The 25,579-nt window shown below is 38.3% G+C and carries 19 protein-coding genes and 1 pseudogene; 2 read left to right on the forward strand and 18 right to left on the reverse strand.

Annotation, left to right across the window (positions count from 1 at the left end):
- Positions 1-65: 65 nt before the first annotated feature.
- The 4 genes from Ana3638_RS21665 to Ana3638_RS21680 all read right to left on the reverse strand — a co-directional run bounded on the left by Ana3638_RS21665 (position 66) and on the right by Ana3638_RS21680 (position 5,623).
- On the reverse strand, positions 66-2,768 hold the full coding sequence (locus tag Ana3638_RS21665) for a GH36-type glycosyl hydrolase domain-containing protein (protein ID WP_161839887.1): 2,703 nt from the start codon (positions 2,766-2,768) through the stop codon (positions 66-68).
- 198 nt (positions 2,769-2,966) lie between these two features.
- Positions 2,967-3,506 carry a DUF5662 family protein gene (locus Ana3638_RS21670; protein WP_161839888.1) on the reverse strand — a complete coding sequence of 180 codons (540 nt, stop codon included), beginning with the start codon at positions 3,504-3,506 and terminating at the stop codon, positions 2,967-2,969.
- 235 nt (positions 3,507-3,741) lie between these two features.
- On the reverse strand, positions 3,742-4,059 hold the full coding sequence (locus Ana3638_RS21675; RefSeq protein ID WP_161839889.1) for a hypothetical protein: 318 nt from the start codon (positions 4,057-4,059) through the stop codon (positions 3,742-3,744).
- 58 nt (positions 4,060-4,117) lie between these two features.
- Complete coding sequence (locus tag Ana3638_RS21680) at positions 4,118-5,623, reverse strand: amino acid permease (RefSeq protein WP_161839890.1); 1,506 nt, start codon at positions 5,621-5,623, stop codon at positions 4,118-4,120.
- A gap of 250 nt (positions 5,624-5,873) precedes the next feature.
- Here Ana3638_RS21680 and Ana3638_RS21685 point away from each other — a divergent pair.
- Positions 5,874-7,240: pseudogene (locus Ana3638_RS21685) on the forward strand (MATE family efflux transporter).
- Positions 7,241-7,276: 36 nt separating this feature from the next.
- Here Ana3638_RS21685 and Ana3638_RS21690 read toward each other — a convergent pair.
- Positions 7,277-8,881, reverse strand: coding sequence for a nitrite/sulfite reductase (locus tag Ana3638_RS21690; RefSeq protein WP_161839891.1), 1,605 nt, complete (start codon positions 8,879-8,881; stop codon positions 7,277-7,279).
- 331 nt (positions 8,882-9,212) lie between these two features.
- On the opposite strand from Ana3638_RS21690, the gene Ana3638_RS21695 reads away from it, so the two are divergent.
- Complete coding sequence (locus Ana3638_RS21695; protein WP_161839892.1) at positions 9,213-10,136, forward strand: LysR family transcriptional regulator; 924 nt, start codon at positions 9,213-9,215, stop codon at positions 10,134-10,136.
- 669 nt (positions 10,137-10,805) lie between these two features.
- Here the strand turns inward: Ana3638_RS21695 and Ana3638_RS21700 are convergent.
- The 13 genes from Ana3638_RS21700 to atpE form a co-directional block, all read right to left on the reverse strand.
- Positions 10,806-13,112, reverse strand: coding sequence for a glycoside hydrolase family 3 N-terminal domain-containing protein (locus tag Ana3638_RS21700; protein ID WP_161839893.1), 2,307 nt, complete (start codon positions 13,110-13,112; stop codon positions 10,806-10,808).
- Positions 13,113-13,448: 336 nt separating this feature from the next.
- Complete coding sequence (locus Ana3638_RS21705; protein ID WP_161839894.1) at positions 13,449-14,750, reverse strand: alkaline phosphatase family protein; 1,302 nt, start codon at positions 14,748-14,750, stop codon at positions 13,449-13,451.
- A 22-nt stretch (positions 14,751-14,772) separates the two neighbouring features.
- Positions 14,773-16,161 (reverse strand): ABC transporter substrate-binding protein, encoded by a 1,389-nt coding sequence (locus tag Ana3638_RS21710; RefSeq protein ID WP_161839895.1) that lies wholly within the window; start codon positions 16,159-16,161, stop codon positions 14,773-14,775.
- Between the two features lie 75 nt (positions 16,162-16,236).
- Positions 16,237-17,064: a carbohydrate ABC transporter permease gene (locus tag Ana3638_RS21715; protein WP_246240491.1), complete on the reverse strand. Its 828-nt coding sequence runs from the start codon at positions 17,062-17,064 to the stop codon at positions 16,237-16,239.
- Between the two features lie 212 nt (positions 17,065-17,276).
- Complete coding sequence (locus Ana3638_RS21720) at positions 17,277-18,230, reverse strand: carbohydrate ABC transporter permease (protein WP_246240493.1); 954 nt, start codon at positions 18,228-18,230, stop codon at positions 17,277-17,279.
- An 11-nt stretch (positions 18,231-18,241) separates the two neighbouring features.
- Positions 18,242-19,276, reverse strand: coding sequence for an ABC transporter ATP-binding protein (locus Ana3638_RS21725; protein ID WP_161839897.1), 1,035 nt, complete (start codon positions 19,274-19,276; stop codon positions 18,242-18,244).
- A gap of 352 nt (positions 19,277-19,628) precedes the next feature.
- The gene (locus Ana3638_RS21730; protein ID WP_161839898.1) at positions 19,629-20,036 is read right to left on the reverse strand and encodes a F0F1 ATP synthase subunit epsilon; all 408 of its coding nucleotides are present in this window, start codon (positions 20,034-20,036) and stop codon (positions 19,629-19,631) included.
- 201 nt (positions 20,037-20,237) lie between these two features.
- Positions 20,238-21,641: a F0F1 ATP synthase subunit beta gene (gene atpD, locus Ana3638_RS21735; RefSeq protein WP_161840659.1), complete on the reverse strand. Its 1,404-nt coding sequence runs from the start codon at positions 21,639-21,641 to the stop codon at positions 20,238-20,240.
- A 227-nt stretch (positions 21,642-21,868) separates the two neighbouring features.
- Positions 21,869-22,741, reverse strand: coding sequence for an ATP synthase F1 subunit gamma (gene atpG, locus Ana3638_RS21740; protein ID WP_161839899.1), 873 nt, complete (start codon positions 22,739-22,741; stop codon positions 21,869-21,871).
- A gap of 9 nt (positions 22,742-22,750) precedes the next feature.
- Positions 22,751-24,259, reverse strand: coding sequence for a F0F1 ATP synthase subunit alpha (gene atpA / locus Ana3638_RS21745; protein WP_408609482.1), 1,509 nt, complete (start codon positions 24,257-24,259; stop codon positions 22,751-22,753).
- Positions 24,256-24,762 (reverse strand): ATP synthase F1 subunit delta, encoded by a 507-nt coding sequence (gene atpH, locus Ana3638_RS21750; protein ID WP_161839901.1) that lies wholly within the window; start codon positions 24,760-24,762, stop codon positions 24,256-24,258. The genes atpA and atpH overlap by 4 nt, the downstream gene beginning before the upstream one ends.
- Before the next feature lie 19 nt (positions 24,763-24,781).
- Positions 24,782-25,243 carry a F0F1 ATP synthase subunit B gene (gene atpF, locus Ana3638_RS21755; RefSeq protein WP_161839902.1) on the reverse strand — a complete coding sequence of 154 codons (462 nt, stop codon included), beginning with the start codon at positions 25,241-25,243 and terminating at the stop codon, positions 24,782-24,784.
- A 15-nt stretch (positions 25,244-25,258) separates the two neighbouring features.
- The gene (atpE, locus tag Ana3638_RS21760; RefSeq protein ID WP_161839903.1) at positions 25,259-25,483 is read right to left on the reverse strand and encodes an ATP synthase F0 subunit C; all 225 of its coding nucleotides are present in this window, start codon (positions 25,481-25,483) and stop codon (positions 25,259-25,261) included.
- Between the last annotated feature and the right edge of the window lie 96 nt (positions 25,484-25,579).

Here is a 25,579-nt window from a genome sequence, read left to right on the forward strand (position 1 = left end):
GCTCTGAAATGGTATTACTTGCATGGTTATAAAATCAATAACCGTATTTCGCAATTGCTAATATCTTATAGTAGTTCCACGGTTATGAGATGCAGATTATTACTATCCAGATTATCCAATATGTTTCTATTAATTACCCAATGGTTTTTATCACAATCAGATTGATTACCGTCAATAGCTATACTCCCTATCTGATATGCCCCATATTCTTTTGAATTTTTGTTATGATAAGCAACTTTCAGTTTTCTGTCTGCGAAAATAAATTCCACAGAAGCCTGCTTATCTTTATCAAACTGTTCTAACAATAGCTTGGGTTCTAATTTCAGACCTCCCAATTCTCCTTTTATACCAAACATCTCGTTTAAAACCGTTAATAACAGCCAGCTTGCAGAGCCTGTCAGGTAATGGTAAAGTCCTCTTCCATTATCGCCGACATATTCCGGTATTCCCGGATATATCCTGCTCTTACTAAAGTCACATAAATGACGGTATAGGCTGTTTATTACTTTATACCCCTCAGGTACAAAATTTCTTTGGTATAATGCATTGGCATACATCACAGCCATATGGGAAAATACGGCTCCGTTTTCCTTACTGCCATATGCGAAACCAAACATTCTTCCCAGGTCCGTTTTTAATTCATGAAAATCAGTGTTTAACTTATAACCGCCGATTGACTCATCATAGAGATAGGCATCAGCTGCGCTCATTATATCTTTTACCTGCTCCTCATCAGCCGTGTGTGACATAATCGCAAATACCTGCCCCGTAAGCATCATTCTCACACCTTTGGCATTATCTCCCTCGACTGCTCTGCCGTTGTTATCATAATAACTGTTAAACCAGGAATAACCATCTTTATCAGTGATCCATTCTGTTTTCCGGATATGATTTTTAATCCAGGCAGCTTTATTTTTTAAGTTATCTGCTAATTCCTTACAGGATACTTGGAGTTTATCTCCGCTCACCGTATGCTTACATTTTCTGCAATAATCAAACAGCAGTTCCTGTTTCTTAACCGGACTATCATATAATTCAGGATTATCCGAAAGTAGTAAGGCGATTTCTTTTAGCAGCAACAATTTATGGGTCCCCAAAACGTCCAACGTTAGTAACAGCTCTGCCATTTGTTCTAAATTAGCACCATACATAAATGTAAATGCTACGCTTTCTCCCCTGTCTTTTGCCATATCAAGGGCATCGTTCCAATCAGCACCGCGAAGACGGATATGGTTATGCTCACCAACATCATAAAATGCTGTCAGGTGTTGTATCAGCATATGTTCCAATAAACTTCCCCTATATTCTTCTCCCAGAGAAGTTCTTAGGAGATTCCCGTCTGCAGGTTTCCATAAGTCATCCTTTTCCTCTCCCCTTACAGCCTGCGGATCTTTAAAATAAGTATTCTCCTTTAACAACAGGTTAATATCACCGCTTTGCATAATATAAAGATATGTAGTTAAGAACGGCCACATTCCATGATCCATCCATACCCGGGTTATATTATTCCTGTCGGCAATAAATTCCCCCTGTTTTGTCCCAATAATAGTGGCATTGCTTCCATCCACGCGAACCCCGGCAAAATTATCGAATAACATCTCCTGTACTCCGCTTGGATTCATTAAAAGCAAAGCCAGGCAATCCTGCCATAAATCTCTCCAGCCTCTTCCCCCTTTCCCATAATCATGATGAGGAAGGAAAGAACATCCATAGATTCTGCGCAGGATCGGCTGAAAATTCACCCACTGCATCCAGCTGTCAAAATCTTTTTTACCTGTTTTATATGTAATATTAAGCTTTTTCCTCCAATATGCCATGGTTTCTTCCAAAGCTTTTTTGCAGAAATTTATAGATAGGAAAGGTTTTACTGTTTCCTCAAGATTTTCCTTTGACGTGCCAAACCCTAAAATAATAACATAAGCTGCTTCTTCATTTACGGCTAATGTATTTTCAGTAAAACGGATACCTCCAAAAGCCTCGTATCCGTCTATCTTAAATCCCTCGGTCATATAGGGAATATCATCATCCTGAACTGCTTTAGGATTTTCAAAATTACCGCCCTCACCGATAAAATCTTCTGCCACAGGATAGAAACCAATGGGCTTTTCTCCTTCCATGGCAGCTCCGAACACACCATAAACCACAGAATTTTTCTGATGCCCTCTTTCATCAAATGTCAGAGTTGGATTTAATATTACTCCCTCTTTTGTAACTTCCACCCGATGCAGTAATGAGGTAACATGCCTGTGATCCCTGATATTATCTGCGGACCTCCCATAAATGGGTATAGCTGCCGTAGGTGTAAACGTAACAGGTTCCGCTCCGGAATTCTTTAGCGTTACGATCATAAGTTCAACGGTATCCTTTGTATAAGGGACAAAGGAAGTAATTTCTGAAGTAATCCCATACTCCTTTGATACTCTTTTTATCTTATGCCACATCATTCCGGCTTCTAAAACCGTATCCTCTTTTTCTTTTGAAAAAAGCACTGCCTCCTGTTTCGCCGATCTGCCTGTCGCCGACCAAATACCTTTCCCTTTCACATTACACCAGAAATTCCTGGATGACTTATTGTTATGTAAATCTTCACTGCTTACCGGAGCCAGTAAAAATGTATTCTGCCCCATTTTACAATCCCCGCCAAGGGTAGGTGTCACACTGCTCATAACTCCGCTTTCATTCGCAATGGGAAAATAAAGATAACTGGTTAAATCCGGATTCGATAAACGAAACGTTCCTTTATCATCTAAAAATTCATATCCTGCCATATAAACCCCCGTCCATGTGCCTTAGGCATATTTTTTGATATTTTCTTATGATTTATAACTGGTTTGGATGTTATAAGATGACATACAAACAAATTATAATCTGTTTTGGATAATATATACATTATATAAAAGTTCAACAAAAAAAACAACCCAATCTATTAGGATTAGGTCGTTATATACAAAAATTAAAATTTTTATCTAATACCCCTTGACTAATAAAACCTTTCTGATGTAACGAAAAGTCGCTTCTTCCCCTTCTTCCTTTAGCATTGTAAGTAATTTCTCCAATATCTTTTTAGTATCTTCATGTATTAAATAATGCTCTTTGGATGCTCTGAAATAAGCTAATGGATCGCCATCCGTATATTTCTCTTTATTATAATTCCTGCTTGCGGCTATTCGGTCGCAAAACATCTCAACTACATAGTTCACCGGCATTTTCATACCGGCCATTGGAGTACCCTCACTTAAGCTATAATCAATCCAGTATTCCAGATGATGTTTATTTCTACCTTTATGATGAAGCCAGGCCAGGCTATATCCCTTGATTTCCCGTTCTGCATTATTAGGACTGCGGTTTCCCTGGAAATATTTTGCCCCCACCGAAAATTCAACCCAGGAATATTTGGATAAATCATGGAGAAGTCCTTGCTTATATAGACCTGCCCGAAAGCAATACCGCATAACAAGCCATTTATGATGATTAATTGTTTTAAGATGCTGTCGCCATTTTAACATAAAAACCTCCACTTCGTATCACTATTATGCTTCACCTGCTAAAGATAGTCAAGGTTTAGAATATAGAAATTAATGGGGGTTTATTTTTTATCCTGCTCTTTGGGAGCATCAGGGAGGTTTTTATAATACTCTGTTTTCTTAAATTCTTTTTCCGTATTCTGAATTGTTTTTAACTTTAGTTCTTTATCCGGATCTTTTTTGCCGATCAGACAAACTTCCCCGGTGATTACATCATTTACCTCTTTTTTGATCTGCAGGTTTTCAGTCTCTGCTTTAGCATCTCCCGTTTTCTTTCCATCATCATCATTTTGGTATACAAAATGGGATTCTTTTTTTGAAGATATAACAGCTCTTTGGGAGTTAACTTTTCTCCTGAATTTATCTTTGCGGCAATACTTGCATTTAGCTTCCGCTCTTCTGCTTCGGAATAATCAAATGCATCAGCGATTTTGTCTTTAATACTATCATTTTTATTTCCTGTTTGTTTTTTATCCTTATAAAGAGTTTGTTTCGTATACTGTTTAAATAACAGATTTAAATTATTTATAAGCAATTTAAGCACCTCCTTTATCTATATATCGGAGACTTCGGCAATTGCTTTAATTTTCCTTTTATTTCTGATTCTTACATTGGGTACAGTTTTCATCTATTTTCTTGTTCTCCGTATATTCCTCACCTATCTCAGCATTTTGCTGCTTCTCAATAATCCCCGACAATTCATCAGAAAATTCTGTTAATAACTTATCCTGATAGTTTTTATTATTCAAACTATCGTTACCTTTTTCTTTATTATGCATAAACTGGTAGATTCTCATGCCTATATAACATACCGTATAGAATATAAGCATTATGATACCCGCTATTAAGCCGGTACCCTGTCCCTCTATAAAAGGCATACTCACAATGGAACCGATAAGGCAAATTAAAACAAAAAGGGAAGAATACGGATAACCTCCCAGTTTACATTTTCCCTCCGGGCACCCATATTTCTTACGAAAACGGATATGAGTAGCCATAATAATGATATAAGTAAAAAGTGTAGCGAAGCCGCCGGCACTGATTAAAAACAGATAAACTTTTGGAAGCAGCAGGCCAAGTCCGAGACCTAATAACATTGCAATTCCCGAAAACAATATCCCTCTATATGGTACATCAGTTTTGTCCTTTACCCAATTGGGAGCAAGCCCTTCATCTGCTAAGGAACGTATCATTCTGCCAATTGCAAACACGGATGCTAACATAGTGGATAAGATAGCTGTAATTAAAACAACATTTATAACTGTCCCTGCCCAGGTAATTCCCCATCGGTCCAAGGCAGCAACAATCGGGCTGGTTTCTTCATTAACCGAAGCAGTGGGAATCAGCGGGAGTAATACGACAACTGACAAAATATATAATCCTAATAAGCATAATACGGTATAATTAATAGCTTTCGGAATCGTTTCCTGGGGATTCTCCGTTTCTGAAGCGGCGAGCCCGATTACCTCAAAACCCGCATAAGCAAATAAAACAATGAGCATACTTCCGGCTATTCCTTTTACACCACCTGCCAAAAACATCTCATTTCTCAGTTCTCCGGCCCCAATAGTCGGAACACCGGGAAATAATCCTATGATTAACAGGATTGCTATTATTATAAATGCAAAAACAGCAAAAATTTTAATTACCGAAAATCCGCTTTCTAATTTACTTAATCTGCTTGCACCCAAAAGGTTAAGTAAAGTTACACCAATGATAATGAAACTGCCCAGCCAGGATATGGATATATTAGGGATCCATTCCCTAAAAAGAATAGAGACGGCGGTAGCTTCACTGGACATAGCCAATACCATACCTGTCCAATAAACCCACCCTGTTACAAACCCGGTTCCCTCTCCAAAAGCTTCTGCTGCAAAGGTACGAAAGGAACCGGAATCCGGGTTAGATACGGTCATTTCTGAGAGGGCATAAAGGATAAAATATACCAATAACCCTGATAAAATATATGTGATTACAATAGAGGGTCCGGCAGAGTTAATCGCTACAGCCGACCCAAGAAAAAAAGACGCTCCTACTACGGACCCTACTGCCATCATTGTCAATTGCCACGCTGTTAACCCTTTTTCTTTATTTTTCATGTATTTTCCTCCATATAAATAATAAAAAGAAATATAGTTCAAACGTTTTCTTTGATTATTATTCCTGAAATTTCATATTACATACCCATCTATTTAATATCAATTTGAGATATATGTCGTCCGGATTTGAATCCAAGTTTTATAAAAACCTTTTTTTCCCTAAAAAAATATGGTACAATCGAAAAGAATGAAACATTTCTTGGATTTTACATAAGGTAAAATAGAATTTAAGAAACATATAGAAAGAAGAATGACTTTGAAGAATGACTTTACAAAGGGAAGTATCGTAAAAAACATCTTAAATCTGGCATTTCCAATGACTTTGGCACAGCTGATTAATGTCTTATATAATATTGTTGACCGAATTTATATCGGTAGGATTCCCGAGAGTTCTACCCTCGCTTTAACCGCTATTGGTCTGACTTTACCCATAATTACTATTATTATCGCGTTTGCCAACCTTTTTGGTATGGGTGGTGCTCCGTTATGTTCCATAGCCAGAGGACACGGCGACACGGAAGAGGCAGAACGGATTATGGGAAATTCTTTTACTTTATTAATAATATCCGGAGTTATATTAACTATAACAGCCCTTATCTTTAAAAGACCCCTGCTTTACCTGTTTGGTGCCAGTGATGTTACATTTCCATATGCAGATTCCTATTTAACTATATATATGTTTGGAAATATTTTTGTAATGATTGGTCTTGGTATGAATAGTTTCATTAACTCCCAGGGGTTTGGCAAAACCGGAATGATGACTGTCTTACTGGGGGCTGTCTCCAATATTATTCTGGATCCCATATTTATATTTGGTTTTCATATGGGAGTAAAAGGTGCTGCCTTAGCTACCATTCTTTCACAATTTCTGTCGGCGGTATGGATACTAAAGTTTCTAACCGGTAAAAAAGCAATATTAAAATTAAGAATATCCGGCTTCAGACTGAAGAAAAGCAGAGTAAAAAATATTACTATGTTAGGATTATCCGGTTTTATGATGGCCATTACCAACGGTGCCGTACAGGTTATGTGTAATGCCGGATTAAGATTTTATGGCGGTGATTTATATGTTGGGGTAATGACTGTTATTAACTCCATCCGGGAAGTTATATCCATGCCCGTGTCCGGACTTACAAACGGTGCCCAGCCGGTTATCGGATATAATTATGGAGCTGGCGCTTATGGAAGAGTGAAAGCAGCAATTAAATTTATGTCAGCAGTTTGTATCACCTATACTGTTATTGCATGGGTATATTACTAATATTTCCTCACTTCTTTATACAGATATTCAGTTCTGACACCAAGCTTCTGGAAGCCGCCTTACCCTCTTTAAAAATTTACTTTTTTGGATTTTTTATGATGTCTTTACAGTTTGCCGGCCAAGCCGTTTTTGTGGCTCTTGGAAAAGCAAAACAGGCTGTTTTTTTCTCACTTCTTAGAAAAGTAGTGATTGTTATTCCACTGACTTTATTATTACCCAGGTTGTTTCAATTAGGTACAAAAGGTATATTCCTGGCTGAACCAATTTCAAATTTTATCGGCGGAACGGCCTGTTTTACCACCATGTTAATCATTGTCGGAGCCGAATTAAAGAAAAACCCAGATACTAAGTTTTAATTGCATAGAGGCTATTGCAAAATCAAAACTATATTCTTATACTAAATATTTTTCAGTAATTTTTGCAAATCTATCCGCATATTTTGAAAGATACTCCCTGAAATACATTTTATTTTCGTTTAATTCAATTGCAAGTTCATTCATAAAAACAGGTATTTCACTTATTTTCATAAACCCAAATGCTTTCCCGAATTCTGTATTATCCTTGCTGTATTGCCCGCCTATATGGAGTTCGAAAACATCCTCCACGTTATCTTTGATTCTTTTTTTACAACCTGAAAAACCGATGGAATTTACCTGATGTCTGGCACAGGAATTATTACAGCCGGAAATATGCACTGCCGGTAAATATCTGTCCGGTGTCCGGTTTTTTTCCAAAGTTTCCAGAATGGATTTACATAAAGCCTGGCTTTGTTCCACACCAATCTGACAGGTTGGAACACCAACACAGCTGACACTCATCCGAATATTGGAATCCTGTATCACATCTTTTGCTATGGCAAGCAATTCCCTTGCTTCATCCGGATTCAGATTCCGGATATACATGCTTTCCGTCATACTGAGCCTGATGTCTGCCCTATCACATCCATTAAGGAACGGTATCAACTGTGTTAAAGTGTCAGTCGGCATCAAACCACACAGCGGATGCAGGACTACGGTATAGAGACCTTTTTGTTTCTGAGGTATCAGGCAGGTTTTATATTCCTTTTGATCCCGATACATTTCATCGATAAATACTTCATCATTTTCTTCGGCGGCTGACTCATGCTTTTTGGTAAGCTCTTTTGCTAATTCCGGCTTACTTTCATCCAAGGTCAGTTCTGCTTTTACTTTTTCCAAATGCTCTTTATAACAGGCTATAAAAGCTTCTGTTCCCATTCTTCTTGGAATAAACCTGAGTCTGGCTTTCCCTTTGTTCTCATAATCACCTTCAGCCGCAAATAATCTGGTAACCGCTTCTACGTGATATAAAACATCCTCTGCAGGAATTAATTCTTCCAACGGTATTCCGATAGCGGGGTTATTCCCTAATCCCCCTGCCAGATATACCTGAAAGAAAGGTTTTCCGTTACTTACAACCGCTATAAATCCCAGGTCATTAATGGTACTGCTGCCGGTATCCGCTTCATTATTGGAAAAAGATATCTTTAATTTTCTTGGCAGACGGTATTCCGTAATTCTCTCCATCAAATAATTGCTTGCAAGCAAAGCATAAGGTGTCACATCAAATGCTTCTTTTCTGTCAACACCGGATAAGGGAGAAAGGGCAACATTTCTTGGGAAATTTCCTCCGCCTCCTCTGGAATATAAACCAAAATCAATCGCTTTGTCCATGATATCACATATCTCATCAATTTCTAAATCATGAAGCTGAATAGCCTGCCTGGTAGTCAGATGGATGGTATCCAGATTGTATTGTCCTGCAAATTCCGTAATTAATTTTAAATGAGGTATGTTTAAGACACCGGAGGGTATTCTTAAACGAATCATAAATTTTTCCCCTCCGCGCTGCGCATACACTCCCATTCCACCGGATACAGCTTTAAACTCAGCCGCGTTAATTTCTTTATTAATAAATTGGTGCCCTACCTTTCGAAAATTAATGATCTCTTCTTTTAATTTCTGATTATAATCCAGCATTTCCAACGCTCCGTTCGTTTTTCAATTCTAGTCTTCCAAGCTTTCACTCTTTGCAAATTCCAACCCATATATTTCCATATTTTTTTATTAACCTGAATTTACAAATCACTTGATTTTATCACAAACGAATAATAAAATGAAATTATAAATAATTATTTATCTATAAATTAATTTTATAGTTGATTTCCGATTGTAATTATAAGTTTTCGATTTATCTATTATGATTTGAGGGTCAAAAGAGGTCTATATTACGTATTTATTTATTTGAAACATTAAATTGACCTTTTGATCTCCAAATCCTATTATTGTTTAACAATAGAAAGGATATTGGATGCTCGATTTTAGAATAGAAACCTTTCTCACACTCTGTGAGGAAAAGAGTTATACAAAAACTGCCGGGAAGCTTTGTATTACCCAGCCTGCTGTCAGCCAGCATATCCGTTATCTGGAACAGTATTACGGCTGCAAACTTTTTTATTATAAAGGCAAAAACCTTATTTTGACCAAACAGGGGGAACAGCTTTTAAAATATGCACTTATCTCCAAAGCAGATTGGAATAAGGTAACCGATACACTAAAGACGGAGACCGGAGGGGGACATATTTCCTTTGGGGCTACCCTGACTATCGGGGAATATGTAATGCCGGAAATCCTGTCAAAGCTCATCGAGCAGTCTTATAACAACACCATTTCCATGCTGGTTGACAATACAGAGACGTTACTGCAGAAATTACAGCAGGGGCTTATTGAATTTGCATTTGTAGAAGGGCAGCTTGATAAAAAAGAATACACTACCAGACTTTTTTCACCTGCCAGGTTTATTCCGGTATGTTCTTTAAACCATGAATTTGCCCGCCGTTGTGTATCCTTTGATGAAATATTTTCACAAAGGCTTATCGTCCGGGAGGTGGGAAGCGGAACCCGTGGTGTATTAGAGCAGGTGCTATTGGAACATAACCAGAATATTCAAAGCTTTTCCCAAATTGTTGAAATCGGTAATTTAAATGTAATCAAAAACCTCGTGGGAAAAGGATTAGGTATTACTTTTCTTTATGAAAATGCCGTAGAAAATGAAATAGCCCGGGGATTGCTTAACCGGATCCGGTTATCAGACTTTGAAGCAGAAAGGGAATTTAATTTTGTTTGTATGAAAGGAAGCCAATTTACGGAGAAAAATTTGGAGTTCTTTGAACGCTGCCAGAATATATATCACTCCAACGCAAGCGACCCAAGCAGTTTTCCGGTATTGGGCTAAGTAGATGTGAAATTGTACATGAACTTTTTATATTTCCAAGCCTGAATTATAATAAATGGGGCTGTCGCTTTAACGATTGAAAAATCGTGAGGCGGCAGCTTCCTTTTGTCTAAAAATACTTTTTCATCTATTTCATCTTGAGTTGAGTTTGTTAAAAATAAAGTACCTTAATAAATCTAAAAATAGAACTTCAAAATTTTATTTAGACAACTTAAAATTTATGCACTTTTAACTGGAAATAAGATCTTCTTGCCTTTAATTGATATCCGCCCTGAAATGAATTATAATTTTTAGGTAATTATTTTGTAATCGCATACAAATATTTTACCATAAATCCCTTTCTTTTCGATGTTTGGGATTTATTTTTTGTTTAAAAAGCAGGACGGCGCCTCAGAAATCTTGAATGTTTATCACATAGATTTGTAAAAGACTAGCGTGTGATTATTAATCCATTAAGAGACCGTTTGCCGCCATCGGTACTTAGGTTGTGGCAGAATCACTTATCTGCCACGATCTTATGTACCGTTATGTGCGGCAAACGAGTGAGAACGTGTCTTTTGTTGGATAATAATCACACGCTATTTTGATACCCTAAAATGTGATAAACATCTCTAATGAAAAAGGGCGCCGCATTTAGTGCGACAGCCCCATGAACGTTAATGATAATAGTTAATTCATATTATTATTGAATACTTTTTCCTTAATCAATTTCTTTCCTCCCGGAAATTCCAATTTGTATGTTTCTTCTTTCAGAATTTCCTTGGAACTGGTACCTATCATTACCGTTACCTCACTGTCTTCCAGGCAGTAATCCATATCAATATTATAGTATGCCAGAGAATCAAGCCGCAAGCAAAAAGGTACCAGGCATTCTTCCCCCGGTTTCAAATATACTTTCTTATAGAACTTAAGTTCTCTTTCCGGCTGGCTGATTGTACCAAACCGTTTCTTTACATATAACTGTATTACTTCACTGCCGGCTCTGTCACCAATATTTTTTAGACGCACCTCGCCGCAGACAGAATCACCTTTACATGTAAAGTCTGAAACATCGATAATAAAATCCGTATAACTTAAACCAAATCCAAATTCATATAACGGATTTAAATCCATCTCTAAGTACTTATTTCTCCAGAACTGCTTTTTACCGGTTATTCTTTGAGAGTAATAAATCGGGCACTGTCCGATGTGTTTTGGAATTGTAACAGGAAGTTTACCTCCCGGACTAACAGAACCATCCAGGACATCGCAGATTGCCCTTGCTCCGTAATAACCGGTCTTAAAAGCCTCCATTATTCCGTCACAAAGATCAGATTCTATTGACAATTCCACCGGTTTGGCATTCGCCAGGATTAAAATAAGCGGTTTCCCCGTTTTCTTTAATTTCGCAAGAAGATTTCTTTGCTCTTTGGACAAAGTAATCTCAGTCCGGTCCGTTGATTCTCCCGTATCATTTTCATAACCCATACCGCTGGTTTCGCCAAGTACCGCCACAAGGACATCGCAGCCTAATAATTCGTCATCCAATTCATAATCTTCAAATTTTGGATCTTTATAATAATTATAGGTATCTCTTAATAAATCTCGTTGAACCACCGTATATCGTATTTTTAATTCTTCATAAATCGTTGCAGTATCATGATATAATTCATCAAACTCTTTAATCCTGGAAGCCGAAAATGCGGATCTTGCCAGTATCTCATCCTCACTTAATCCGGCACAGGCATAATACACTTCTTTGATATGTGTCGGATAAGAATAATCCCCGTAAGCAAAATCTTTCCGGTTGGATAACGGTCCAACCAATCCTATCTTTTTCCCTTTTGCAACAGGAAGAACCCTATCCTGATTCTTTAATAAGATGATTGAATTAACCGCCATCTCATAAGCTAAGTTAAGATGTTTCCCGCACATAACGATCTCATCCACTTTATCTATGTCCACATAAGGATTCTCAAATAGACCTAACTGTTCCTTTAACGTAAGGACCCGAAGAACGGCTTCATCAATCCGTTCCATGGAAACAGTGCCCTTTTCTGCTTCAGAAATCAAAAATCTCCGGTAGACATCATCTAACTCCAGATCGATCCCAGCATTAATACAAAGGGAAGCGGCCTCATTTAATGTCCCGCAATATTCCTGAAAATGGTTAACCAATTGAATTCCGTTTCCGTCCGATACGGTAAGTCCTTCAAATCCCAGCTTTTCTCTTAATATATCTAATAAAAGATACTTTGACGCATGGGTCGGTATACCGTCAATTTCATGATATGCCGCCATAATTGTGGCCGGATTGGCTTCCTTTACACATGCTTCAAAAGGAACCAGATATTCGTTTAACAATTCTCTCTGTCCTAAGTGTACCGGTGCCGTATTTCTTCCGCCGTCACTGATACCCTGAGCCACATAATGTTTCAGCGTTGCAGCCGCACCGGTTTTCAAATCCCCCTGCAAGCCTTTTACATATTCCACACCGTTTCTGGCAACCAGGTAAATATCTTCTCCGTAACTTTCTTCATACCTTCCGTAGCGAAATTCCCGGATTGTATCCACTACAGGTGCTAAAACCCAGTTTTCACCTGCTGCCCTTAATTCCTTACCGATTGCTTTACCCATTTCATAGGTCAGATGTTCATCGAACATAGCACCTGTATTTAAATTGCCGGGAAATAAGGTGTAATTCCTGGATAAAACGCCCGAGGTACCCTCCGTAGATAATAATACAGGTATCCCAAGTCTTGTTTCTTCAACAAAATACCGCTGCAATTCATTGGCTGCCATGGCAATCTCTCTTGGCGTTAAATCCGTGGAACCCCCAACCCTGTCCAGATGTCCTACACTGTAAGGCATACGTTCCTTTGCATGATTATTTATTCTCAAAGTTTTTAAATCCAATATCTGTTTAAAACTACCGCCGGATAGTTGTGCCACTTTTTCCTCTATTGTCATTTCATTTAAAAGTTTAACGATATCCATACCTTTTCTCCTTTATCCTGATCTTTTATTCCCGGTTCCTATTGTATAAAATTGATTGTACTATTGAAGATGTCTTTATTCAATGTATTATTCCATAATACATTGAGGTAATTTTATATAAATTAGTATAACAATTTAACCTTATATGTAAGTCTCCCGCTTCTTATACAGTACCAAAAGGGCTGTTACGAAATTCAAAATCTAACTTACCCGGGAGAGATTATCGTTTCTGTTTGCCGATAATTACAGGCCCAAAGTCCGGTAAAATTTTTTATTTTATAACAGCCACAAAACCATAAGTTATCTAATTACTGCATTCAACTGCTTACAATTCCTTTATGAAAATATATCAAAAGGATTACCTTCCATACCTTTCATATCAACCTGCAGCAGTTTTGCCAGGGTAGGACATTCATCCAGCATGTCACCGCTTTCGATCACTGCCCCCTCTCTGATATCCGGTCCGAAAGCCAGAAAAGGAGGTTTGGGCCCCTTGGATGGGTGATGTCCATGCATGGCATGATAAACAGAATTCCGGGTATGTTTCATTTCTAAAATCACATCGCCGTTAAGGGGATTATCAAAAATCACTCCATCTGCAGATTCGATAACAAATGAGAAATCCCCGGTTAATCCCTCTTCCCGTTCTGCTTCTTCCTTACTAAAAATACGTCCCATATATTCTCCATACTCCCTTTGTATTTCCAGTAATGCAGAATATATTCTTTCTTTCATTTTTTCATCCTGCGGATCTTTTAATATAATATGAGTAGAAAACCCAGCTGAAAAACTATAGGCATCGTAATCCATCACTTTACCTGCGGCATCTGTCCGGATAAAACCTTTTTGTATTAGCAGAATATTAAGCTGAAATACTTTTCGTATATTTATCTGCCCATGATCCCCTAAAATCACAAAGTTTGTATCTTTATAGATACCTGCTTCCTCCGCTGCATTTAATAATGTACCGACAATCCGGTCCACACGGTCCAGGCATTCATTGATTCTGGTGCCTTCATCCCCGTATTCATGCCTGCAGTGATCCAGACAAATGGAATGAATTAACATCAGATCCGGTTTAAAGCGTTTTATCATATCCGCCGCAATATCCATGGAATAACCGTCCATATCGGTTCTATGTTCCCAGTCAAAGGTTTCTAAATATTTATCATAATACAGCTCCACAATATCTTTCGTGCAGGCACGTTCAAAAGTTATTTTCATGTCTTCATACCGGTTCGGCCAGATTTCAGCCAGGTTGTGGTCCGGCTTATGCCCTCCCATAACCGGCCACATAACCGATGCGGTTACCAGATTTTTTTCATTGGCAGCATCAACTAAGGACGGTACTTTAACCGAATTACTGTACCAGTTCCAATCCGATCCCATAATGCTCCAGTCCGGATTTTCCGGATTTATGGATGGTAATTGATTATGTGCGATTCCATGGGTTTTAGGGTGTACGCCTGTTATAACCGTGGTATGTATCGGATAAGTCAATGTAGGATATATTTCCCTTATATTTTTTACCAAGGCACATTTCTTAAGAATTTTTGCAAAATTTATTTTATTTTTCAGATAAATTAAATCCGTAGTCTGAAGAGAATCTACTGATAATACGATTAGTTTATGTTCCATATTGATGGCATCCTTATCTTTATTATTCATTTAATAACGTATTTACTTTTGTTTCCAGATCCTCCAGTGTCTTATCCACATCCTGATTATTTACCCATATGGCATCCAGAGCATCCTGAATTGCTTTGGCTGCTTCCGTATAACCGGGATTCATCGGACGGCCTGTACTGTAAGATAACTGGTCCAAGGCTACCTTAAACTGAGGTATTTTTTCATATAATGCTAGCATTTCATCGGAATTTTTTGCGCTGATTCTGGAAGGCAGATAACCGGTATTGGTACTTGCTTTAGTTGTCTGTTCTTTTTCTGTCATCCAATGTATGAATTCCCATGACGCAGCTTTTTCTTCATCGGTAATATTGGTCGTCATAATTAAGTTACAGCCGCCGGTTGGCACTCCGTACTGTACGGCTTTCGGAATAAATGCGGTATCCAGTTCAAATCCGTTATCTTTTGCAATCTTTAAGTTGTTGGTCAAATCACCGGTAGAACTAAACCAAATGGCCGCATCCTGATTCATAATATCCGCCTGCAGTTTATCACTTTCTGCCGATGAAATCTGATGTGCACTTCCATCCTTTTTCAAATCGTTAAAAAAGTTGACGATGTCTTTCGCTTCTGCTGTATTTAAATTAGCTGCGGTTTCGTCTTCATTTAATACACTGCTGCCATGTTCCATCATAAAGGCTTCAAAGGTCCAGATATAACTGTATTGGGACAAACCGTATTTGCCGGTTTTTTCATGTACGGTTTTTGCATATTGCGCTAATTCATCCCAGGTAGAGGGACCCTTTGGATTAAGCCCCGCAGCTTTTAGCATGGTAGTGTTCTTATACATAATTGGGGTACTTCTTAAATAAGGAAGACCATAACAGGCATTTTCATAATAGGAATTCTTCATTAACCCTTCCTGAAAATCACTCATATCTACCCCTGATTTCTGTATATAGGAATCCAACGGTTCCAATACGCCGTTCATGGCAAAAGTTTTGATCGAAGCAATTTCCATAACGGTTACTTCCGGAGTTGTACCGGCTACATAAGCCGCCTGGAGTTTTTGATGAAGGTCGTCATAAGTTCCCTGATATTCGGCGGTTACATGAATTCCTTTTTCCTTGCCTACCGTATTATTAAATTCATCCGTAAGTGCAATATTATTCTCCTGAATCAGATCTGTCCAGGAATACCAGAAAGTAATTTCGGTCATTCCATCATCTGACTGAGCCGTATCTGCGGCGGTACTGTTATTTACGCCCTCGGCTGCGGTTTGTTCCGCTGGGGCTGAGTTTTCATTTGTATTAGTACCACCGGTGGTCGCTTCCGTTTTAGTACCGCAACCGGTTAATCCAAACAATAATACTCCGGTCAGACAAATAGCTGTGAATTTTTTTACTAGCATTGACAATTTCATTCTTAATATCCTCCTTTTAGTAGTTAGTACTTCAGGACTAACTCAAGCCTTTTTCATTTCCTTGTTAAATTTGCTTTATTTTTCACCCATATAGGTAAAAGCTTTGATAATCTGACCCTGTGCAAGAAGATATACCAATAGAATCGGAATAATCAATATGACATTTCCGGCCATAACGGTATGGTAGGATATACCGCTTTCTACCATTCTTAAAGATACGATCCCAACCGGAAGTGTTCTGACAGAATCATTTGTTGTCATAACCAGCGGCCAGAAATAATCATTCCAGGTGCCGATAAAGTTAAGCAGCCCTAAGGTCACTACGGTAGGTTTTGCAATTGGAAGCATTATTTTGAATATGATCTTTGCTTCACTGCTTTTGTCCAACCTGGCTGCTTCCATTAATTCCTCCGGTACCTGCTTGAAGGTCTGTCTTAACATAAAGATACCAAAAGCACTGGACGCGCTGGGAAGAATCAAAGACCAAAAACTGTTTATTAACCCCCACTTGCTGAACAGTAAAAAAATCGGCAGGAACACCAATTGCCCGGGTATCATCATGGTTGCTAAAGTAACTCCGAATAAAAAATTCTTAAACCGGAATTGATACCTTGCAAAAGCATATGCCGCCGGTATCACTGTCACGAATTGGAATAATAAGGTCCCTCCGGTTACGATTAAACTGTTTATGGTAAATTTCAAAAAAGGGATTGCCCGATAGGCATTTATAAAATTTTCAAAGTGAGGAGATTTAACAAAAAATGTGGGCGGAAATATTAAAGTTTCCCCAAGTGACTTTATTGCAGTTAAAGCCATCCAATAAAAAGGAACAAAAAAAATCAGAATAATCAGTATATTCAATAATGTTTTTATTGTTCCGGTAACTAATTTTTTTGAATTCATAAAAACCCTCCATGCTGCCGATACCCCCGAATTTGGGCGTCGGCACATATTTGCCGTGTGAATTATGCTTTTTTAATTATGCTAACACCCATGCTTTTTGGCATATATCATGAAGAATAGTGCTTTTGCTATTCTTTTCAAGCCTCGTATCCGAAGCTTTGGGCCCGCATATCTTTTGCGGAATATTCACACTAACCTCTTTTCCGGATTATCTACCTGTAATAAACTTTTTTACTTAAGACTTTAAAGTATAATAACGTCATAACACCGATAATCACCATTAAAACTACCCCCAGGGCGGAAGCATAACCGATTTTATAGAAAAAGAAACCGTATTCATATATGTTATATACAAGGGTATTGGTGGAATTGGCACCCCCCGTCATAATATTAATGGTTTCAAAAACTTTTAGTCCTGAAATAATGCCGGTTAAGGTTACAAAAAATAAAGTGGGTGAAATCATTGGTAAGGTAATGCGGAAAAATGTTTTTATTTTACTTGTTTTGTCCAGTTTTGCAGCTTCGTAAAGATAGGTTGGGATGCTTTGGAGGGCGGATATAAAAATGATTGTATAATATCCGGCGCCTTTCCATATATTTACCAGGACCAGAGAATAAATTGCTACTTTGGGATCTTCCAGCCAGCGGACCTCCGGCAGATGTAATAGTCCTAATATGTAATTGAAAAGCCCCAAATCACCGTCCATCATCCACATAAAAATAAAAGCAATGGAAACCAGGGAGACGATATAGGGAGTAAAAATAATACTCTGTAAAATACGGTTGATTTTCGTATTGCTTTTTAAATATAATGCCAAAAGCAATGCAAGTATAATCGATCCGCTTACGGTTCCAGCCATAAATTTTACTGTTGTTGACAGAACCTGAAAGAATTCCGGATTTTGAAACATACTTATATAATTTTTTATACCGATAAATTCTTTTGCACTTAATAAGTTCCACTTGTAAAAGCTTAAGTAAACCATATAGATAATCGGATAAATCATAAATACGGCAAATATTATCATGGATGGTGCTATCATTACATAGGGTAATGATTTTTTGCGGATCATTTTTACTTTATCCGCTAAAATCAAGCTGATATCAATTGATTTTTCTTCTTTTTGTACGAAACCATTTTCATTCATTAAATTCTCATTATACATGGCAGATCTCCTTAAAAATAAATACGGTTCTGTTTCTCATCAAAAAAATACATCCTATTTTTAGGAACGCCTATAGTGACTTTTCCTTCCATAACCCTTCCCAGGTCGAAGACTTTTACATTAACCCTGCCATACCCGGTATCAATCTTATATAAAACTTCAGATCCTAACATCTCATGGGTAACTACCTCTCCGATCAGGTTCAGCCCATCCACATTCACTGACTGACCCTCAGAAAGCTTTCCATGTTCCGGACGAAATCCCACATAATAAGCATCCTCATACGGTATTTTTATATTATCCCAATCATTCACCCTGATAATATTCATTGGCGGTGTTCCGATAAACTGTGCGGTAAATACGTTATGGGGATTATTATAGATTTCTACCGGACTGCCCTGCTGCATGATTTTTCCCTGGTTCATCAATACAATATCAGTCCCCATGGACATGGCTTCCACCTGGTCATGTGTAACGTATACAAAAGTAGTTTTCAGTTTGTGATGTAATTCAATCAGTTCTGTGCGCAGCTGGCTCCTTAATTTAGCATCCAGATTGGATAAAGGCTCATCCATTAAGAAAACGGACGGTTTTTTCACCATTGCTCTTGCAAGAGCTACTCTTTGCCTCTGCCCGCCGGATAGGGACTGGGGTTTACGGGACATAAAATCTGTTAAACCAACGATTTCGCCGATTTCATGTATTCTTAAATCTCGTTCTTCTTTCGGAAGTTTATTGTTCACAAGCCCGAATTCTATGTTACCCCGGACCGACATTGTGGGATATAATGCATAATTCTGAAATACCATGGCAATATCCCTGTCACCTGGTTCTACGGTTTTCATACTTCGTCCGCTGATATAAACATCACCTCCCGTTTCTTTTTCCAGACCGGCTATCATTCTTAAGGTAGTTGATTTTCCGCAGCCGGATGGTCCTAAAAGTACTGTAAAACTCCCCTCGCCAATATCCAGATTTAAGTTTTCAATGACCGGTTTATCCTTGCCATATGCTTTATCAATATCGACCAGTTCAATTTTATTCATGTGATACTCCTCCCTTTCCAAAAGAATACCTAAAATGGATATTCCGTATTCTTTTAATACCATAACCAATAAATGTATAAAAGCAGTTATGAATATGTAAAAACTTGGTTAACAAATGTAAATTTCTATACTAAGAAATTAATATTTCAATTTAATAAGCTGGGAAAAGGTAAGAGTTCAGAGCCGGAAAGGAGAAAAATAAAGATATTAGCAATTTTGCTTTTTTTAATGTCTGCTGCAACTTTTCTTTATATGCGCAAAAAAAAGAGCTGCTGCAAATTCTTAAATCATTAACTTGCCCACCGGCAAGTTAAATAATTCAAATCATTTGCAACAGCCCCTGCTGTATATTTTACATATGCCTTTTCGTAACCTTAAGGCGGCTCATAGCACGATTGAGCGCCGCCTGGGTATGATAATATTCCATAATACTTTGTTTCTGACGCAGTCTTTCCTGTGCACGCCTTTTTGCTTCATTTGCACGGTTGATATCAATTTCTTCCGGTTTTTCCACCGTATCAGCAAGCAGTACCACATAATCGGAGGTAATTTCTACAAATCCTGCACTGACTGCCGCATAATGCCATTCGCCATCAACTAAAAACCTAAGTTCTCCTGCGTTTAAACAGGTAACCATCGATTCGTGTTTTGCTAAAATTCCATGCTCACCGTCTATTCCGGGGAAGATCAGCATCTCACATTGCCCTTTAAAAAAGGGATGGTCACTCGCAATGATTTCAAGTTCAAATGTCTTAGCCATTGCTCCTCCTATCTATAAACTTTAACAGGCAATTGCGAAAGTATCTAATTTTTTGAATATGCCATCCAATTAATACGAATTTCATAGCTTCAGTGGCCTTGAGGACCAGATTCCGCTCAGAAATTGTATTAATTATACGGTATATAGATTTAGTAACCTTGTTTCGCAATTACCTAATAAACTTTAGGTTTACATCGGAAATTAATTAGTTTCATTTTCTTTGATACGTTTCGCTTTTTCAATTACATCATCAATGGTTCCTACCATGAGAAAAGCTGCTTCCGGATATTCATCCATTTCACCGTTTATAATGGCTTTAAAACCTTTGATGGTTTCACTTAACGGTACATATTTTCCCTGGATACCGGTGAAATTCTCAGCAACATTAAATGGCTGGGATAAGAATTTCTGAATCTTTCTGGCACGGTACACGGCTAATTTATCTTCTTCATCCAATTCTTCCATACCAAGAATTGCGATAATATCCTGTAATTCTTTATATTTCTGCAGAAGTTCCTGTGTCTTTCTGGCAGTTTCATAATGCTCTTCACCAACAACATCCGGTTCCAGGATTCTGGAGGTGGATTCCAGCGGATCAACGGCCGGATAAATACCCTGTTCTACTATTTTTCTGGATAATACTGTAGTCGCATCCAAGTGGGCAAAGGTAATTGCCGGAGCAGGGTCAGTTAAGTCATCTGCAGGTACATATACTGCCTGAACAGAAGTAATGGAACCGTTCTTGGTAGAAGTAATTCGCTCCTGTAATTCACCAACTTCATTAGCAAGAGTAGGCTGATAACCAACGGCTGAGGGCATACGTCCTAAAAGTGCGGAAACCTCGGAACCTGCCTGTACAAAACGGAAAATATTATCGATAAATAATAAAACGTCTTGTTTTTCTTCATCTCTGAAATATTCAGCCATAGTAAGACCGGTCTGTGCTACTCTCATACGGGATCCCGGCGGCTCGTTCATTTGACCGAATACCAAGGCAGTTTTATTGATAACACCGGACTCTTTCATTTCCATCCAAAGGTCATTACCTTCTCGGGAACGTTCCCCTACACCGGTAAAAATAGAATATCCGCCGTGCTCTGTTGCAACATTTCGAATTAATTCCTGGATTAATACTGTTTTACCAACACCGGCACCTCCGAACAGACCGATTTTACCGCCTTTTGCATACGGGGCTAATAAGTCTATAACCTTAATACCGGTTTCCAATATTTCTACAACCGGGCTTTGATCTTCAAATGTAGGAGGTGTCCTGTGAATCTTCCATTGCTCTTCTCCTACTACCTTTTCTCCCCCGTCAATTACTTCACCTAATACGTTAAACATTCTTCCCAGTGTCTGTTTTCCGACAGGCACTGTGATACAGGAACCGGTTGCGGTTACTTCCATGTCTTTTACCAGACCTTCACTGGAGGCCAGCATGATACAACGTACGATATTATTACCAATATGAGAGGCAACTTCCATAACAAGTCTTTTTCCGTCATTGGTGACTTCGAGGGCATCTTTAATCATAGGAAGCTCGCCATTTTCAAATTCTACATCAACAACCGGACCTAATACCTGAACTATTTTTCCTTTTTCCATATCATCAAGTTTTCTAGCTCCCATGGGTTTATCACAAAACCAGCAAGAAAGAGTCTGGCTTGCCAGACTCTAGCGCCGACGCGTGTCACTTCAGTGACAATCTTCCTTTGGCGCGTCATGCGCATCCCGCCCGGAGGGCTTTTAATCTTATAGGACGCAATTTCCTATAAGATTAAAACCTGGCTGTAAAAACCCTTTACAGGGTGTGTATAGAAATCTCCTTTCCGTTATTTTTTTAAACTTTTGGCACCACTGACAATTTCCGTTATTTCCTGAGTAATGGATGCCTGTCTTGCTCTATTATATAAAAGATCCAATTCCCTTAACATATCTTTGGCACTTTTTGTAGCTGCCTCCATCGCCATCATTCTGGCATTCTGTTCACTGGAAAATGACTCAATTAAAACACCATATAACAGTCCTTTTAAATAATTAGGTACAAGCTGATTCATAACCTCTTCTGCAGAAGGTTCAAATCTTGCATGCTGATATCCGGCTGCTCTTCTTTCAAACTTACGTCTTTCCAAAGGCAGAATTCGAACAGACTGTACTTCCGCTTTCATAGGGGTAATCATTTTGGTATAGATTACATATACATCATCCAAATCCCCTTTTTCAAACAAGTCAATTATGGTCTCTGACATTAATTGTGCACGGTACATGGTCGGATTCTGTGCAGTATATAAGAATTCACCGTCAACATGAACATTTTTTCTCTTAAAATATTGTCTTCCGACCTGACCTACAACGTATAGATAATTATTATTACTCTTACCCATATCTTCTTCGGCTTTTTTGATTACATTATGATTATATGCACCGGCCAAACCTTTATCGGCTGTTATAACAATGTATCCTTTTTTTCTGTCATCCGGCTCAATATCTTCTCTTCGCTCGAAAAAAACCTGATGTATATGAGGCGCACGTACCAATATATCATGTATGGTAGCCTGTAGTTTTTCAAAATAAGGTTCCGTTGCAAGAAGGTTTTTTCTTGCTTTTTTTAGTTTAGATGAGGATATTAAGTACATGGCATTAGTTATCTTCATGATGTCTTGTATGCTTTTCATTCTGGTACGAATTTCTCTCATATTTGCCAAAACAATCACCTACTTTTTAAATTCTTTAACTGCATTTTTAATCTGTTCACTCAGTTCATCTGTCAATACTTTATTTGTATCAATTTCCTTTACGATTTCAGGATATTTCGTTCTGATAAATTCCATTAAATCATTACGGAACGTTTTAATCTGTTTTACCGGAACATCATTCAAAAGCCTTAAGTTTGCAGCAGTTAAGAGTATTACCTGTTCATGTAATGCTAACGGTTTTGATAAAGGCTGCTTTAAGAGTTCTACCAGACGGTAGCCATGATCTAAAAGGTCCTTTGTGGATTTATCCAGTTCTGAGCTGAACTGGGTAAATACTTCCATTTCCCTGAATTGTGCCAAATCGATACGAAGGCTGCCGGCAGCTTTTTTCATTGCTTTTGTCTGGGCTGCACCACCAACACGGGATACGCTCAACCCAACGTTAACCGCAGGACGGACACCGGCGAAAAATAATTCACTTTCAAGGAATATCTGACCGTCTGTAATGGAAATAACGTTTGTTGGTATATAGGCAGAAACATCTCCGGCTAACGTTTCAATAATCGGTAATGCTGTAATGGATCCGCCGCCATGATCTTCATCCAGCCGGCTGGAACGTTCCAATAACCGGGAATGCAGATAAAATACATCACCCGGATAAGCTTCACGTCCCGGTGCTCTTTCCAATAACAGGGACATGGTACGGTAAGCTACGGCGTGTTTGGATAAATCATCATAAACAATTAATACGTCCTTGCCCTGTTTCATAAAATATTCCGCCATAGCAGTTCCCGCATAAGGAGCAATGTATTGAAGCGGCGCAAGGTCACTTGCGGAAGCAGATACTACGATAGAATAATCCATAGCCCCATACTTACTCAGGGTGGAAACAATTTTGGCAACGGTAGACGCTTTCTGACCGATTGCAACATAGATACACACAACATCCTGTCCTTTTTGATTCAGGATCGTATCAATTGCAATGGAGGTCTTCCCGGTCTGACGGTCACCGATGATTAACTCACGTTGTCCTCTTCCGATTGGGAACATGGCATCTATTGCAAGAATACCGGTTTGTAAAGGTACACTAACTGATTTTCTGTCGCAAACACCGGGTGCTTCATTTTCAATGGGGAAAAGTTCATTAGCATCAATGGGACCTTTACCGTCTATCGGACTTCCCAGAGCATCCACTACTCTTCCGATTAAGCTCTCAGAAACCGGAACACCGGCTCTCTTTTTCGTCCTGACTACTTTGGATCCTTCCTTTATTCCATAGTCTGAGCCGAGTAGAACGCATCCGATGGTTTTTAACTGAAGATTTTGAACAATACCACGTACGCCTGTTTCAAATTCCACCAATTCACCATACATGGCATGATCCAATCCGTACACGGTTGCAATACCATCACCGATACTAATAACTGTTCCTGTTTCTTTTACTGTCATTTTTATATCATAATCTTCTATTTCACTTTTCAAAACAGAAATAATATCATTTTGATTTACATTACTCAAACATTTCACCTCCTGATTAGAGCTTTCTTCATTTCTGATATAGTTCCCCTGACGCTTTTATCAAATTCCATATCACCGACTGTCAATACATAACCGCCAATCAGGGAATCATCTTCTTCCAAATCAAGAATAACTCCTGTTTTCCCATATTTATCGCATAACATATCTTTAATCTGTCCAAGTTCAGCTTCATCAGGCCTTGTAACATAAGATAATTTAGCTGTTATTATATTCTTGCTGTCTAATACTAACGTTTCGTATGCTTCCAATATCTTATCAAGGATACTGATACATTGATTCTTGCATAATACTTTTAAAAAACTGCGAATATCATTCTCGAATATACGATCTATGACAGCTTCCTTCTCTTTTTCTTTTATGATAGGATTATCCAAAGCTTCAATTAATTCGTGGTTTCTCAAAAATATCTGTTTTACCTGTTGTACCGCTTCTTCCTTAAGTCCCAAAGAAAACAGAACCTTTGCATAGTTCGCTGCCTGTGAAGTCATCATTTAGAAGCACCTACTTCTTTTAAGAAATCCCCAGGAATTCTTTATTTTTACTGTCATCCATGTTTTTATTGATGATTTTAGAAGCTGCAAGCATGGCAATTCCAGCGATTTCAGCCTGTGCATTTTGAATGGACTGTTTTCTTTCCAATTCAATTGTCTTACTTGCTTCCTGCATAATTCTGGCTGCTTCTTCTTTCGTTTCTTTGATTCTTCTATTATATTCCGAAGTTGCCCTATCTCTTGCTTCATTTATAATCTTAGCAGCTTCTTCATCCGCATGGCTTAATTCCGCTGCATACTCATCTTTTAATTTGTTGGCTTCTAATTTAGTATCTTCGGCATCCTGCAGAGAATCTTCAATTGTCTGCGTACGCTTTTCCATAATTTCAGTAACCGGTTTGAATAAAAACCTTTTCAGGAAAAAATAGATTACCAAGATATTAACAAAAGTCCATATGATGTTCCAATCTAAGTTTAACAATACTATCCCCTCCTATTATTTTAAGAAAAGTATAATCAGGACGGCGATAACGAAACCATAAATTGCTGTTGCTTCTGCCAAGGCACATCCTAACAATAATGCCTTGTTAATATCTCCTTTTGCTTCCGGCTGTCTTGCGATGGCTTCGGATGCTTTAGAGGTGGCAATACCGATACCGATACCTGCACCTACACCTGTTAATACTGCTAAACCAGCTCCTACTGCGATTAATCCTGTCATAATTTTACCTCTCAATCTGCCACTGGTGGCTACATAAAATTTCTGCGAGATAAGGTAATTTTCTTATCTCTGAATAGAGTTTTTCTTTCATTCTTT

The organism is Anaerocolumna sedimenticola (assembly GCF_009931695.1).
Classification (GTDB): Bacteria; Bacillota; Clostridia; order Lachnospirales; family Lachnospiraceae; genus Anaerocolumna; species Anaerocolumna sedimenticola.